Here is a 14842-nt window from a genome sequence, read left to right as displayed (position 1 = left end):
GGGCCCTTTCCCGTCATGCCGTCGCGAGTGAGATCTCCGTCGACTTGATCAGGGCCACGACGGGTGTGCCGGCCGACAGGGCGAGGTCCGTGACGGCGTCCTTGGTGATCGCGGAGGTCAGTTCGCCTCCGTCGACGGCGACCTTCACGGAGGCCATCGCGCCGCCGGTGGCCACGTCGGTGACCGTGCCGGGCAGCTGGTTGCGGATGGACAGGCCCTCGACCGGGGCGGTGGCGAGGGAAACCTCGGTCGACTTCACGAGGGCGCGTACGGCAGTGCCCGAGGCGAGGCCGAGGTCCTCGACGGACTCCAGGGTGATTGCCGCGGTGATGTCCTGGCCGCCGGTGAGGCGGACCTTGACGGTGGCCATCACCTCGCCGGGGGTGACGGCGGTGACGGTGCCGGGGATCTGGTTGCGGATGCTCAGGGTCATGAGCATCAACTTACGGCGCTTTGCGAGTCATGCCGGGTATGCATGTGTCTGAGTCGCTTTGACCGTCGCCCAGACCGGTGCGCCCGGGTGCAGGTCGAGTTCGGCGGCGGCGACGGTCGTGAGGTCGGCGGCCAGGGGGAGTTCGCCGGTCAGGTCGGCGCGGATCTGGTCGCCGTGGGTCTCCAGGCCGGCCACCTCGCAGCGCCAGTGGTTGCGGGCGCTGGAGCCGGTGGGCGGATCGCGGAAGAGGGTGACCGCGCTCGGCGGGAACGCCACGAAGGCCGGGCCGGAGAGGATCTCCGTGGTGGTGATGGCGGGGCCGATGTCCAGACGGACGGTGTGGCCGTCCGCGTGGCCCTTGTACAGGTTCAGGCCGACGAGCTGGGCGATGTAGTCCGTGCGGGGGTGACGGGCGATGTCGGAGGGGGTGCCCTCCTGGACTGCGCGGCCGTCCTCGATGACCACCAGGCGGTCGGCCAGCACCATGGCGTCCAGCGGGTCGTGCGTGACGAGGACGGCGACTGCCTCGAACTCGGCCAGATGGCGGCGGAGTTGGGCCCGTACCTCCAGGCGGGTGCGGGCGTCGAGGGCGGCGAGTGGTTCGTCGAGGAGCAGGAGGCGGGGGCTGGTCGCCAGGGCGCGGGCGAGGGCGACGCGCTGGGACTGGCCGCCGGAGAGGTGGCGGGGTTTGGCGGTGGCGTGTTCGGTGAGGCCCATGCGGGCCAGCCACTCGGCGGCCTGGGCGCGGGAGGCCGCCTTGGTGGCGCCCTGGCAGCGGGGGCCGAAGGCGATGTTGTCCAGGGCGGTGAGGTGGGGGAAGAGGAGGTAGTCCTGGAAGACGACGCCGACGGGGCGGGACTCGGGGGGCGTACGGTCCAACTCGGCGCCGTCGAGGCGGAGGTGGCCGGCGGTGAGTGGGACGAGGCCGGCGAGGGCGCGTAGGGCGGTTGTCTTGCCGGCGCCGTTGGGGCCGAGGAGGGCCACTACGTCGCCGGGGGCGGCGGTGAGTTTGATGTCCAGGCGGAAGGTTGTGCGGTTGACTACCAGGTGGGCGTCCAGGCCGTCGGGGGTGCGGTGTGTTTTCGGGTGCGGGTGTGTGGTGGGCACCCGGCCTTCGGCCGGGTTTGTCTTCCCGCCCGCACCGCCCGTACCACTTTCGTGGTTGGGGGCGGGTGGCCCCTGTGGGGGCTCAGCGCCGTCGGCGGCTGCCGCGTGGGTATTCGTCATCAGGCCGTCATCCAGTGCGGGTTCGTCATGGCGCCGTCATCCAGCGGTCCCGCAGCCCCGCCAGCACCGCGATCGACACCGCCAGCAGGACCAGGCTGAGGGCGATGGCGGCTTCCGGGTTGTTCTGCAGGGCCAGGTATACCGCCAGTGGCATTGTCTGGGTGCGGCCCGGGAAATTGCCCGCGAAGGTGATCGTTGCGCCGAATTCGCCGAGCGCCCGCGCCCAGGCCAGTACGGCGCCCGCCGCGATGCCCGGCGCGATCAGGGGCAGGGTGACCCTGCGGAACGCGGTGAAGCGGGAGGCGCCCAGGGTGGTGGCCGCCTCCTCGTAGCGCGGGTCGGCGGCGCGCAGCGTGCCCTCCACGCTGATGACGAGGAACGGCATCGCCACGAAGGTCTCCGCGACCACGACCCCCGCCGTGGTGAAGGGGAGCGTGATGCCGAACCAGGAGTCCAGCCACTGACCGACCACGCCGTTGCGGCCGAGGGCGAGCAGCAGGGCCACGCCGCCGACCACGGGGGGCAGGACGAGCGGCAGGGTCACCAGGGCGCGTACGAAGCCGCGTCCGGGGAAGTCCGCGCGGGCCAGCAGCCAGGCCAGCGGGACGCCGATCACCAGGCTCACCGCGGTCGCCGCCGTGGCGCACACCAACGACAGTCGCAGGGCCTGCCACACCTCGGCGCTGGTCAGCTGGTCGGGCAGGGTGCTCCAAGGGGCCCGTAGGAGAAGGGCGATCAGCGGCAGCAGCAGGAATGCCAGGCCGATCAGCGCGGGCAGCAGCAGGGGCAGCGGAACCCCGCGGCGGGCCGTGCGGACGCGCCCGCGCCGCGGGCCGCCCTGGAGGGTGTCGGCCGCGGCGTCGGACGTGTCGGTCGAGGTCACGGCTTGAGGAACCCGGCCCCGGACAGGACCTTCTGGCCCTCGGTGGACTGCACGAGGGCGATGAACGCCTTGGCGGCCTCGGGGTTCTTCGCGTTCTTGAGCAGGGTGATCGGGTAGGCGTTGACGGCGCTGGTGGACTCGGGGAACTCGACGCCCTGCACCTTGCTGCCCGCCGCCTTCACATCCGTCTTGTAGACGACGGCGGCGTCCGCCTCCTTCAGCACCACCTTGTTCAGGGCGGACTTGACGTCCTCCTCGTAGGAGACCGGGGTGAGCTTCAGCTTGCTGGCGTCCAGCGCCTTCAGGGCGGCGGCGCCGCACGGCACCGTCTTGTCGCACAGCACGACCTTCAGCGAGGACTTGGTGAGGTCCTTCAGGGAGGAGACCTTGTCGGGATTGCCCGGCAGAGTCGCGATCTCCAGCTGGTTGCGGACGAAGGTGGCCGGCTCGGTGGCGTTGTCCTTCTTGTCCGTCACGATCTTCATCGTCTTCGGGCTGGCGGAGGCGAAGACATCGGCGGGGGCGCCGCCGGTGATGCCGGCGGCGAGGCTGTCACTGCCGCCGAAGCTGAAGGTGACCTTCGTGCCGGGGTGGGCCTTCTCGAACTCCTTGCCCAGGGTCGTGAAGCTCTCCTGGAGCGAGGCCGCGGCGAAGACGGTCACGGTGCCGGACAGCTTCGGCGACGAGGACGCCGACGCGGAGGAGTCCGACTTGGCGGACGAGGAGTCGTCGGAGGAGGAGCAGGCGCTCAGGGCCAGCAGCGCTGCGGCTCCTGCACCGGCCACCTGCAGGGTCCGGCGCGCGGAACGGGTCATCACGGGTGCACTCCCTCTGACTTACTTCTACGGGGAAGAGGCCGTCGGTCTCTTCCGATGCGCAGATCATACTGGCGCATATGCGAGGTCTAAGTCTCCTGTCGCATCGCATGAGCTGGGGTGAAGGGCGACTGGGGCCGCATGTGCGTTCGTACGGGAGTGATGTCGTGGGTCAGATGCGGTCGATGTGCACGTTGGTCGACTTCACCCGGGCGGTGGCCTCCATGCCGACCTCGAGGCCGAGTTCCTCGACGGCCTCTCGGGTCAGCAATGAGACCAGGCGGTGCGGGCCGGCCTGGATCTCGACCTGGGCCGCCACGTCGCCGAGTTTGATCGCTGTGACGATGCCGGGGAAGGCGTTGCGGACCGAGGTGTAGGAGGTCTCCTCCTCGGCGCTGCCCGCCTTGGCGAGTTCTACGGAGAAGGCGGCCAGGTCCCGGCCCTCGATCAGCCGCCGACCGCCCTCGTCGCGATGGGTCGCCACCCGGCCGGCGTCCGCCCAGCGGCGGGCGGTGTCCGGGCTCACGCCGAGCAGTCGTGCTGCCTGGCCGATTGTGTAGCTCTGCATGCGGCTCACGATAAAGCCGCGAACGGGCCACGGCGGACGTGGGGTTGAGCGTTGGGTATAACGCGATATAGCGTTAGTCCGGTGAATGGGATTCGGGGTGTGGGTATGTCGGGTGAGCTGTCACGGAGTGGCGAGGCGTCGCTCGAACTGAGGGCCTCGCATGCGGACCGGGACCGGGTCGTGGATGTGCTGCGCATCGCGGCCGGGGACGGCCGGCTGACCGCGGAGGAGCTCGACGAACGTGTGGAGGCGGCCCTGTCCGCCCGCACGATGGGGGAGCTCGCCGTCCTGACGACGGACCTGCCGACGGTGGCAGCCGGGGTCACGGCCGAGGTGAAGGACGTCGACCGCATCGATCAGAAGGGCGGTTCGGCCCGGCGCGGCGACCGGTGGGTGGTGCCGCGGCGGCTGGAGATAGCGTCCGAGTGGGGCGATGTGACGCTCGACTTCACTCATGCGGTGATCACGCACGACACCCTGCACATCGACCTCGACATGCGCGGCGGGGCGCTGCGGCTGGTGACGCGGCCGGGTGTGGTGGTGGACACCGACTCGCTGGTGACCGACTACGCCAGGATCAAGGCGCGTCCGGCCGCCGGCCAGGACGTGCCCGTGGTGCTGCGGGTGGTGGTCGGTGGGCGCAAGAGCTTCGGCCGGGTGGTCGTACGGCCGCAGCGGCGTGGGTTCGTCAGGAGAGACCCGACGCCCTGAGTACCGCCTGTGCGGTCTCGTCGTCGATGCGGTGGCCGAGCGTGCGCAGTACGTCCGTGCCCTGGCGCAGCGTGCCGCGTTCGAGGGAGCGCCGTACACCGGTGTCCAGTTCGTGCCACACCAGCGGGTCGGCGGCCAGGATGCGGGGGTCGAGCTCCAGGCGGTGGCCGTCGGCATCACGCAGGACCAGATGCGAGGAAGGGCCGCTGAACTGGCCCACGGCGACCAGGGCGTCCGTACGGACCGTGCGCCGGCGGCCCAGGCCGCGTACCGCCAGCCAGCCCGGGCCCGCCGTGACCCGGGGCGGGAGCAGGACGGTGAAGACGGCGGCGGACAGCGTGAGCCAGAGCAGGGCGCGCAGCGGGGTGAGGGTGTCGGCGTCCCAGTCGACCAGCATCGTCATGGCGCAGAAGACGAGGGCGCAGCAGGCGGCCAGTCGGGCACTGCCGCGCCAGTGGCGGTCTCCGGCCGGGTTCGGCGGTCTGCTCCGTTGCATGGGGTGAAGGTAAGCCGCCGGGGGCGGGCGGGCGCGGTCGCTTACGGTGCTCTGACGCCGTGGGGGCGGATCTTGACGGGATCCTTACGCGGGGCTGATGATCTGCCGTCGATCGTCTGCGGCGCCGTCGTGGCTGGTCGCGCAGTTCCCCGCGCCCCTCAAAAAACGGGGCGCGGTAGAACCGTGCAGCCGGTGGCTCAGCCCGTGTGGACGCGTGGTCTGCGGGCGCGGTCCGGTTCTGCTTCGCGGAGGACCTCTCGGGTGACCGGGGCGACCTCGCCCTGGCCGAAGAGGAAGAAGCGCAGGAAGTTGGCGAAGGGGTTGCCCTCGGTCCACTCGAAGTAGATGTGCGGGGTGCACTTGGTGGAGTCGCGGACGTGGAGCAGCAGGGCGGCCAGCGCGTTGGGGATGGAGGAGGACTCCAGGGTCAGGACGCGGTAGCGGTTGTGCAGGACCTCGCCGCGTACCGTCAGGCCCGCCTCGAACTCTGAGGGGTCGACGACCGTGACCTCGACGAAGACGAAGTCCTCGCCGGGGAGGTCGTTGTCCTCCAGGATCTGCTGGATCTTGTCGCGGTACTCGGCCTTGTCCCGCTGGTCCGGCTCATTGGCGATGAAGCGGATCTTGCGGCTGGACATGTCCCGGATGAAACGTTCCGCCATGTCGTCCAGTTCCACGTGCGTGACACGGAGCTCGAAGGCGCGGGCGAGCCGGGAGAGGAGGGAGACGAGGATGATGCCCGCGATGAAGCAGGCGCCGATCTTGACGCCGTCGGGGCGCTCGATGACGTTGGCGACGGTGACGTAGAGCAGGACCGCCGAGACGGCGGCGAAGCCGATGGTCCAGTTCCGCTGCTGGGCGCGTCGGGCCGCGATGGTCACCGCGATCGCCGCCGAGGACATCAGGACCAGGACGCCGGTGGCGTAGGCGCCGCCCTGGGCGTCGACGTCGGCGTTGAAGATCCAGGTGACCAGGAAGCCGATCAGCGTGAAGACGATCACCATGGGGCGCACGGCGCGGGCCCAGTGCGGGGCCATGCCGTAGCGGGGCAGGTAGCGCGGCATCAGGTTGAGCAGGCCGGCCATGGCGGAGGCGCCGGCGAACCACAGGATGGCGATGGTCGAGACGTCGTAGACCGTGCCGAAGGCGTTGCCCAGGTACTCGTGGGCCAGGTAGGCGAGGGCGCGTCCGTTGGCCTGGCCGCCGGACTTGAACTCCTTGGCCGGGATCAGCACGGTGGTGATGAAGCTCGTCGCGATCAGGAACACGCTCATGATCAGGGCAGCGGCCGTGAGGAGTTTCTTCGTGTCCCGGATGCGGCCCTTCGGGCTCTCCTCCGTGTCGCCCGTGTCGCCCTGGACGTGCGGCATGACCGCCACGCCGGTCTCGAAGCCGGAGAGGCCGAGCGCGAGCTTGGGGAAGACCAGCAGGGAGACGCCGATCATGGCGAAGACGTTGCCGTGCTCGGCGGTCAGGGCGCTGGTCCAGTCGGTGACCACGTGGCCCGCGGTGACGACGTGCCAGAAGCCCACGGCCACGACGACGACGTTGAGGCCGAGATAGACCACCACCAGCGCGACCGCGACGCCGATCGCCTCAAGGAATCCCTTGAGGAACACCGCGCCGAGCAGGGCGACGAGGATCAGCGTGATCAGCATTTCCTTGCCGTGCAGGACGCTGGTCAGGTGCGGGTTCTCTACGAGGTGGGTCGAGGCGTCGGCCGCCGACAGCGTGATCGTGATCAGGAAGTCGGTGGCCGCGAAGCCCAGCAGGGTCAGGACGAACAGCTTGCCCTTCCAGAAGGACAGCAGTCGCTCCAGCATCGCGATCGAGCCCTCGCCGTGCGGGCTCTCCTCGGCCACGCGCCGGTAGACCGGCAGCGCGCCCGCGAGCGTCACGATCACGAGGACGACGGTCGCCACCGGCGACAGGAGGCCGGCGGCCAGGGCTGCGATGCCCGGCTGGTAGCCGAGGGTGGAGAAGTAGTCGACGCCGGTCAGGCACATCACGCGGTACCAGCGCTGCCCCTTGTGTGCGGGCTCCGGCTCGGCCTGCGGCGCCTTCTGTACGCCCTTGCCCATGTCGGACAGGCCCTCCAGCATCCAGGAGCGCAGGCGACTGGGCGGCGGGTGTTCGGTCGTGGCCATCGGCGTGCTCCTGATGTGCGGCTCAGCGTGTGGGTTCCGGCCATCACGCGGACGGCGGCACCAGCGTAAGCGGAGAGTGACGTGCGGGCCTACGGATCAAGGGGCTGTGCGCGTCAAGCTTCCGTTAAGACGAGCCGTGTCGGCGTTGGCCGCACATCAACAATCGGGCGTCGGCTGCCGCCGGACGTCGATTGCGCTGTATGGGGGAGGACGGCGGTGGGCAGGGGCGGACATCCGGCGTCATGCCGTACGAAGTCTGCCGGTCACCTCGCTGAAAGGTGATCCGGAGACCGGGCTGCCGGCCGGTACGACGGGAGGCGGCGCGTAAAGAGGGCGGGCGAGCGGGAGGCTTGTTGCTCCCGTCGCCCGCCCCCTGCGCATGCGGACGGTGACAGTGCTCGGTCCGGCGGCTCGGTCTAGCGCCGGCCGGGCTTGCTGCCGTGGTTGACGTTCTTCTTGCGGCGGGCCTTCTTCTTGCGGGCTCGCTTCGACATATGGGTCAACTCCGTGGAGGGTATGGGGTGTTCAAGCCGTGCTGCGGCTGACGAGGAGGTCGGCGAGCTTGCCCAGGCGCTTGACCGTGCGCTCCTCGGTCGCGCCGGGGGCGGGGTCGACGCGTGTGTCGCGGTCGTAGTAGGCGCCGTTGACGATCTCGACGGCCGGGTCGCACAGCCGGACCACGTGCGCGGCGCCTTCGCCGGGCGAGATGCCTTCATGGGCGTAGAGGGGCAGCAGCGCTGTGTCACATACCCCCGGGTGCACGGAGACCGCGGTGACGCGCGGGTCGGCTGCGAACACCGTCAGAGCCAGCTGGGACTGGGCGTAGGCGGCGAGGCGGGAGTAGCGGCGGGCGCGGTTCGGGTCGGACCACTGGATGGACCCTGTGCGGTGCAGGGCGGAGGACACGTTGACGACGCGGCCGCCCGGGTCGCTGGTGAGCGCCGGTTCCAGGAGGCAGGTGAGCAGATAGTGGGCGAGGAAGTTGACCTGGAAGGCGATCTCGTTGCCGTCGGCGGTGACCGTGTGCCGCTCCGGGGCGGCCATGCCCGCGTTGTTGACGAGCACGTCGAGGTGCGGGTGCTCGGCGGCCACCTTGCGGGCGAGGGTCTCGACCTCGTCGAGGCGGGCGAAGTCGGCGGCGAACGTGCACAGCCGGTCCCCGTCGATGCCGGCGGTGGCGACCAGGGCGTCGGCGGCGGCGAGGGCATCCTCGGCGGTGCGGCCGTGCAGCAGGACGGTGGCGCCGCGTTCGGCGAGCTGCCGGGCGGTTTCGTAGCCGATGCCGGAGGTGGCGCCGGTGATGAGGACGGTGCGGGAGGAAAGGGTTGAGTCGGACATGATCCCATCCGGGCAGTGGTATGTGACATGGCACTCTGATGAAGGGCGCCGCGTCACATGCGGGAGTGAAAGGAAAGAAGCGGGGCGCCGTGTGGCATCACGGCGCCCCTGGGTTCACGGAAAGCGCGTCAGAACGACGCAGGCGTTTCCGGTCGGCGCGGCGCACGACGGGGCTGCCGAGTGGGACTCGGGGGCCGGTCGAAGAGGAGCCAGGCGCTGTTCACAGACTCCATGGAAGCCGTCCCGCACACCCCGGGCAAGCCCGAACCCCCTTCCCTGACGGGCCTCTGACGTGCGCATACGTGTCCTTGACGGCTGGATACGAGCGGCCGCGGGTGCGGCTCAGCCAAGGCCGGGCACCCCCGAGATCAGCAGGTCGATCAGCTTGATGCCGGCGAAGGGCAGCACCAGCCCGCCGAGGCCGTACAGGAGCAGGTTGCGGCGCAGCAGGTCGTGCGCGGAGGAGGGGGTGTAGCGCACGCCGCGCAGGGCGAGCGGGATCAGCGCGACGATGATCAGGGCGTTGAAGATGATCGCCGAGGCGATCGCGGAGGTCGGGCTGTGCAGGCCCATGACGTTGAGGGACGTAAGCCCCGGATAGGAGCCGGCGAACATCGCCGGGATGATCGCGAAGTACTTGGCCACGTCGTTGGTGATGGAGAACGTCGTCAACGCGCCCCGGGTGATGAGGAGTTGCTTGCCGATCTCGACGATCTCGATGAGCTTGGTCGGGTTGGAGTCGAGGTCGACCATGTTGCCGGCCTCCTTGGCGGCCGACGTGCCGGTGTTCATGGCGACGCCGACGTCCGCCTGGGCGAGGGCGGGCGCGTCGTTGGTGCCGTCGCCGGTCATCGCGACGAGCTTCCCGCCCGCCTGCTCGCTTCTGATCAGCGCGAGTTTGTCCTCGGGGGTGGCCTCGGCCAAGTAGTCGTCGACGCCCGCCTCCTGGGCGATGGCGCGGGCGGTGAGCGGGTTGTCGCCGGTGACCATGACCGTACGGATGCCCATGCGGCGCAGTTCGGCGAAGCGGTCCCGGATGCCCTCCTTGACGACGTCCTTGAGGTGGATGAGGCCGAGGACGCGGGGGCCGTTCCAGTCGTGCACGGCCACCAGCAGGGGCGTTCCGCCGGCGGCGGCCACCGAGTCGGCGAAGTGCCGTGCCTCGGACGGGACTTGACCCCCGTACATCTGCACCCAGTCGATCACCTGCTGGGCGGCGCCCTTGCGGATGGCGCACACGGCGCCGTTGTTCCAGCGCAGATCGACGCCGCTCATGCGGGTCTGCGCGCTGAAGGCGACCCAGCGTGCGTTCGCCAACTCGCCCTCGGCGGGGGCCCGTAGGCCGTACGCGTTCTTGGCCAGGACGACGACCGAGCGGCCCTCGGGTGTCTCGTCGGCCAGTGAGGAGAGCTGGGCGGCGTCCGCGAGTTGCTGCCCGTCGATGCCGGGCAGTGGGACGAAGGCGGCGGCCTCGCGGTTGCCGAGGGTGATGGTGCCGGTCTTGTCGAGCAGCAGGGTGTTCACGTCGCCCGCCGCCTCGACCGCCCGGCCCGACATGGCCAGCACATTGCGCTGCACCAGGCGGTCCATGCCGGCGATGCCGATCGCGGAGAGCAGGGCGCCGATCGTGGTCGGGATGAGGGTGACGAGCAGGGCGACCAGGACGGTCGTCGACTGGGCTGCGTTCGCGTACTCGGCCATCGGCTGGAGGGTGACCACGACCAGCAGGAAGATGATCGTGAGCGAGGCGAGCAGGATGTTCAGGGCTATCTCGTTCGGGGTCTTCTGCCGGTTTGCGCCCTCGACCAGGGCGATCATCCGGTCCAGGAAGCTGTGGCCGGGGCGGGCGCTGACGCGCACGACGATGCGGTCGGACAGGACCGTCGTGCCGCCGGTGACTCCGCTGCGGTCGCCGCCCGCCTCGCGGATGACCGGCGCGGACTCACCGGTGACGGCCGATTCGTCGACCGCGGCGACGCCGTCGACGACGTCGCCGTCCGCGGGGATCATCTCGCCCGCCTCGACGAGTACGACGTCCAGTGGCTTCAGGGCGGTGGCGGCGACGGCCTCGGTGCGGGCGCTGCGCAGGTTGGTGCCCCAGCGCCAGTCGAGCAGCCGCAGGGCGACGGTGTCCGTGCGTGCCTTGCGCAGCGATTCCGCCTGGGCCTTGCCGCGGCCTTCGGCGACGGCCTCGGCGAGGTTGGCGAAGACGACTGTCAGCCACAGCCAGGCGCTGATCACCCAGGTGAAGACGGCCGGGTGGAGCAGGGCCGACAGAGTGGTCAGGACGGCTCCGGCACTCACCACGAACAGCACCGGGTTCCTGGCCAGGACCCTCGGGTGCAGTTTGCGCAGCGCCTCGGGGAAGGAGCGGACCAGCTGGGCGGGTTCGAACAGCCCGCCTGGGGCGCGGCGCCGGGAGCCTCGTGCGGAATCAGGCCCGGGGGCGGGGTGCGGACGGGACGGCGGGGCCTGTTCGGGGGCAGCGGGAAACATGGGGACCTTTGTGAGACGACGGGTGGTCGGCTGTGGGTCCGTGCGGTGCCGGGGCCCCGGCACCGCACGGCGGCGCACGGACGCCTGGGCGTGGGAAGAACGCACGCCGTGCGCCGGCGCCGGTCGGCGGACCGGCACCGGGCCGCCTCGAACGGCCGGACGGGTGTTCCGGCGCCCTCAGATCACGGACACCCGCGGCGGCTTCGGCGGCCGACAGGAAATCTAGCCGCGCCCAGAGCCCCAACCGCCCTGCTCAACGCGGAATTTGCGGCTCCCATACGGGCCCGGCACGACCGCCGTCAAGGTCCCGTCAAACCCGCCTGAGAAGGCGTCAGGAGAACGTCAACGCCACTCATGGGTGGCCGAATCCGGTCGCAGACTGAGCGGCACGGGGGACGGGCGACCGTCCGTGGCGTGACATGGGAGGGACCGTGGCGATCACGGCCGGAACATCGCGGAGACCTCAGCCGGAGGCTGCCGCGCAGCCACGACAACAGGCGGTCGTCCCGCCCGGGGGCAGCCCCGGTCCGCGGCCGCGAGGGGGGTCGCGGACGGGCGCCCCGGGGCAGGACCTTCGGAAACGGGCCGTGGCCGCGCGGGCCGCTCTGCGCCGTCGCTACTGGGCCACCGTGCCCGCGCGACTGCGTCTCCTGCGCGCGGCCACGGTCCTGCTCGCCACCGCGCTGGCCGCGCTGCTGCTCGCCGCCGGTCTCGCCGCCACCGGCACCTGGGACAGCGTGGCCGGACGCGACGCACCCCGCACCACCAGCGCCGCCGACCTCGACCTCGCCCTCAACAACATGGACGCCCAGGCCGCCAACACCCTGCTGTCCAGCGGAAACGCGGGCAAGGGACGCCTGCAGACCCCGTACGAGAAGGCGGCCGGTTTCTACGGCGACGCACGCCGCGCGATCGGGCACGACCTGCGCACCCTCTCCGTCGCCGCCCAGGGGGACCGCACCGACGAGAAGACGGTGGAGTCCCTCACCGACAACTTCGCCGAGTACCAGGAACTCATCGGCCGCGCTCTGGAGAACGACGGCCGGGCCGGCGGCAAGGCGGCCGCGCTCGCCGACTACCGCCGGGCGACGGATCTGCTGAAGAGTCAACTCCTGCCGGATTCAAGGAAGTTGGTGGATTCCAACGACTCGGCGTTCAACGCCGAGTACAGCGCCGCCCGTTCCGCGCTCTCCGGCCGGCTCGCCGCCGTCCTCGCGCTCGGGCTGCTGCTGCTCGCCGTGCTCGGCCTCCTGCAGTGGTACCTGGCGCGCACGTTCCGGCGGATCCTCAACCCCGGCGTGCTCGCCGCCACCGTCTGCACGCTGCTCGCGGTGATCCTCGGCTCGCAGCTGCTTTCCGCCACGGCAGGTCATCTCCGCGGAGCCCGCCGCGACGCCTTCGACTCCGTCGTCGCCCTCTCCCGCGCCCGCGCCATCGCCTACGACGCCAACGCCGACGAGAGCCGCTTCCTCCTGGACCCCCAGCGCCGCGAGCAGTACGCGCGGTCGTACCTCGCCAAGTCCCAGCAGCTGTACGGGATCGAGGGCGCGACCCTGACGTCTTACGACTCCCGACTCGCCACCACCTGGCAGGCGTACCGGGCCGACCGCCACGACCTGCGGTTCACCGGCGAGTTCCGGCGGGAGCTGGACAACGTCACCTTCCCCGGGGAGCGGGCGGCCGCCGAGAAGACCGTCGACACGTACGCCGTCTACCAGAACGACGACCGGCACATCCGCACACTGGTCGCGTCCGGCCGGGAGCGCGAGGCCGTCGCGTTCTGCATCAGCTGGGAGCCGGGGATGTCCAACGAGCACTTCGGGGCATGGATGACCGCCCTCGACAAGGTGACCGACATCAACCGCGCCCACTTCGCGTCCTCGGTGCGGGACGGCCGCTCGGCCGTGAGCGGTCTGCTGCCGTGGACGGGCGGTCTGCTGCTCGCCGCGATGGCGCTCACCGCCCTGGGGCTGCGGCCGCGGCTGGCGGAGTTCCGCTGAGGCGCAGAGCCGTTTAGGCGCCGGCAACTGGCACCTCCCAAGGGGCGCGGGGAACTGCGCGACCAGCCACGACGGTGCTGCAGACGATGGACGACGCACACCGCGTCGCGCTACGCATCCGCCAGCCGCGCCTCCTCCAGGTCCAGGGACCGCTGCAGGCGGCGGCGGGTCGTGTCGCTGATGGCGTGGTCGTCGTAGAGGCGTTGCAGTTCGGCCGCCTCCACCGCTATCAGGTCGCGGCGCAGGTGGCGGTAGACCAGGTCTGCGGACTCGGTCGGTGCGTGGGTGCCGTTGCTGTCGGCGAGCCGGTCGCGGGCGTCGTCGAGGCGGGCGTTGAGGCCCCGGCGGAGTCGGTCCAGGACCACGTCCGGCACCGCCTCCAGCTCCGAGAGCTCCTCCAGCCGCTTGATGCCCGCACCGGCCAGGCTGCAGCGGGCGGCGGCCTCCTCGCGCTCGGTGTGGTCGGGCTCCAGGGCGATGCCGGAGCGGCGGACCACGGGGGCGAGGGTGAAGCCCTGGACCACGAGGGTGACGACCACGACCGAGGTGGTCAGCACCAGCACCAGGGGCCGCTCCGAGAGGGCGGTGCCGTCCTTCGTGGCCACCGGGATGGACAACGCGGCTGCCAGTGGCACCACGCCCCGGGTACCGGCCCAGGTCAGGACCACGGGCACCCGCCAGTTCATCCGCTGGATACCGCCCTTGCGCTGCACCACCGCCGACAGCGGCGCCAGCCACAGCAGTCGTACGGCTATCAGAGTGGCCGCCACCGCCAGCGCGTACAGCGGCCATGCCTGGTCGCCGTGGGACAGCGCCCGTACCTGGGCGGGCAGCGCCAGGCCGATCAGGGAGAACACCACGCTCTCCAGCAGGAAGACCACCGTGCCGTACACCGCGTGCAGCTGGAGGCGGATACGGGCGTTGGTGAGCCGGTCGCCGCGGCCGCCCAGCACCACACCGGCCACCACCACGGAGGTGACGCCGGAGGTGTGGGCCGCCTCCGCCAGGACATAGGACGCATACGGCGTGACCAGGGCTATCACCGTCTCCAGGACCGGGTCCTCGGTGCGCCGGCGGATCAGCGCGACCACGCCTGCGACCGCCGCCCCGATCAGCGTTCCGCCGCCCGCGAGCAGCAGGAACTCGCCGCCCGCGGCTCCCCAGTCGGCCGCCGCCGAGGCCACCGCGACACTTACCGCGACCCGGAAGAGGACCAGCGAGGTCGCGTCGTTGAACAGGCTCTCGGCCTGCACCAGGACCTGCACCTTGGGCGGTAGCGCGAGCCGTCTGCCCAGCGCGGTGACCGCCACCGGGTCGGTGCTGGCCAGGACCGCGCCCAGGACGAGGGCCATCTGCCACGACAGCGGCGTCACCAGCGAGGCCACAAAGCCCACGGCCGCCGCGGAGGCCAGCACCAGGCCCACCGCGAGGACCCCGACGGGCCGCCACACCATCCGCAGCTCGCGCCAGGACAGTTCCTCGGCACTGGCGTACAGCAGCGGCGGAAGCACCACGAGACCGATGATCTCGGGGCTGATCTCGATCTCCGGGGTGCCGGGCAGCAGACTCACCGCGAGACCGGCGACGACCAGGAGCGAGGGGGCGGGAATGCGCCACCGGCGCGCGAACGTCGCGACCACCGTGGCCAGTACCACGAGTGCGAGAACCGTTCCGACGCCGCGCATGCCGTCCCCCTGGACTACGAGGGGAGCCACTGCGGCTCCCTGC

General features: G+C 71.0%; 13 protein-coding genes. 2 read left to right on the top strand and 11 right to left on the bottom strand.

Annotated elements, in window-relative coordinates:
• Positions 1 to 13: 13 nt before the first annotated feature.
• The 5 genes from P2Q00_RS40615 to P2Q00_RS40595 form a co-directional block, all read right to left on the bottom strand.
• The gene (locus P2Q00_RS40615; protein WP_275779561.1) at positions 14 to 433 is read right to left on the bottom strand and encodes a TOBE domain-containing protein; all 420 of its coding nucleotides are present in this window, start codon (positions 431 to 433) and stop codon (positions 14 to 16) included.
• Between the two features lie 27 nt (positions 434 to 460).
• A complete protein-coding gene (locus P2Q00_RS40610) occupies positions 461 to 1660 on the bottom strand; it encodes an ABC transporter ATP-binding protein (protein ID WP_275779559.1) in 1200 nt (399 codons plus the stop codon).
• Positions 1661 to 1685: 25 nt separating this feature from the next.
• Positions 1686 to 2543 carry an ABC transporter permease gene (locus P2Q00_RS40605; protein WP_275779558.1) on the bottom strand — a complete coding sequence of 286 codons (858 nt, stop codon included), beginning with the start codon at positions 2541 to 2543 and terminating at the stop codon, positions 1686 to 1688.
• Complete coding sequence (modA, locus tag P2Q00_RS40600) at positions 2540 to 3358, bottom strand: molybdate ABC transporter substrate-binding protein (RefSeq protein ID WP_275779556.1); 819 nt, start codon at positions 3356 to 3358, stop codon at positions 2540 to 2542. Before modA ends, P2Q00_RS40605 begins: the two co-directional genes overlap by 4 nt.
• Before the next feature lie 172 nt (positions 3359 to 3530).
• Positions 3531 to 3926: a TOBE domain-containing protein gene (locus P2Q00_RS40595; protein ID WP_275779555.1), complete on the bottom strand. Its 396-nt coding sequence runs from the start codon at positions 3924 to 3926 to the stop codon at positions 3531 to 3533.
• Positions 3927 to 4031: 105 nt separating this feature from the next.
• Between P2Q00_RS40595 and P2Q00_RS40590 the strand changes: the two genes are divergently transcribed.
• Positions 4032 to 4637: a DUF1707 SHOCT-like domain-containing protein gene (locus P2Q00_RS40590; protein ID WP_275779553.1), complete on the top strand. Its 606-nt coding sequence runs from the start codon at positions 4032 to 4034 to the stop codon at positions 4635 to 4637.
• On the opposite strand, the gene P2Q00_RS40585 is transcribed toward P2Q00_RS40590, so the two are convergent.
• The 5 genes from P2Q00_RS40585 to kdpB form a co-directional block, all read right to left on the bottom strand.
• Complete coding sequence (locus P2Q00_RS40585; RefSeq protein ID WP_275779551.1) at positions 4615 to 5133, bottom strand: hypothetical protein; 519 nt, start codon at positions 5131 to 5133, stop codon at positions 4615 to 4617. The genes P2Q00_RS40590 and P2Q00_RS40585 overlap by 23 nt on opposite strands.
• A 197-nt stretch (positions 5134 to 5330) precedes the next feature.
• Positions 5331 to 7280 (bottom strand): APC family permease, encoded by a 1950-nt coding sequence (locus tag P2Q00_RS40580; RefSeq protein ID WP_275779549.1) that lies wholly within the window; start codon positions 7278 to 7280, stop codon positions 5331 to 5333.
• Positions 7281 to 7696: 416 nt separating this feature from the next.
• On the bottom strand, positions 7697 to 7774 hold the full coding sequence (locus P2Q00_RS51275; protein ID WP_486389004.1) for a 50S ribosomal protein bL37: 78 nt from the start codon (positions 7772 to 7774) through the stop codon (positions 7697 to 7699).
• Positions 7775 to 7805: 31 nt separating this feature from the next.
• Positions 7806 to 8618 (bottom strand): SDR family NAD(P)-dependent oxidoreductase, encoded by an 813-nt coding sequence (locus tag P2Q00_RS40575; RefSeq protein ID WP_275779547.1) that lies wholly within the window; start codon positions 8616 to 8618, stop codon positions 7806 to 7808.
• Between the two features lie 342 nt (positions 8619 to 8960).
• The gene (gene kdpB, locus P2Q00_RS40570; protein WP_275779546.1) at positions 8961 to 11114 is read right to left on the bottom strand and encodes a potassium-transporting ATPase subunit KdpB; all 2154 of its coding nucleotides are present in this window, start codon (positions 11112 to 11114) and stop codon (positions 8961 to 8963) included.
• 587 nt (positions 11115 to 11701) lie between these two features.
• On the opposite strand from kdpB, the gene P2Q00_RS40565 reads away from it, so the two are divergent.
• Positions 11702 to 13114: a GlnX family signal transduction membrane protein gene (locus P2Q00_RS40565; protein ID WP_275779544.1), complete on the top strand. Its 1413-nt coding sequence runs from the start codon at positions 11702 to 11704 to the stop codon at positions 13112 to 13114.
• Between the two features lie 110 nt (positions 13115 to 13224).
• Here the strand turns inward: P2Q00_RS40565 and P2Q00_RS40560 are convergent, their stop codons facing one another.
• Positions 13225 to 14799 (bottom strand): Na+/H+ antiporter, encoded by a 1575-nt coding sequence (locus P2Q00_RS40560; protein ID WP_275779591.1) that lies wholly within the window; start codon positions 14797 to 14799, stop codon positions 13225 to 13227.
• Between the last annotated feature and the right edge of the window lie 43 nt (positions 14800 to 14842).

The organism is Streptomyces coacervatus, assembly GCF_029223485.1.
In the GTDB taxonomy this organism is placed as follows: Bacteria; Actinomycetota; Actinomycetes; order Streptomycetales; family Streptomycetaceae; genus Streptomyces; species Streptomyces coacervatus.
Note: the sequence above shows the minus strand (reverse complement) of the source record. Positions and strands in the feature narration are given on the sequence as shown.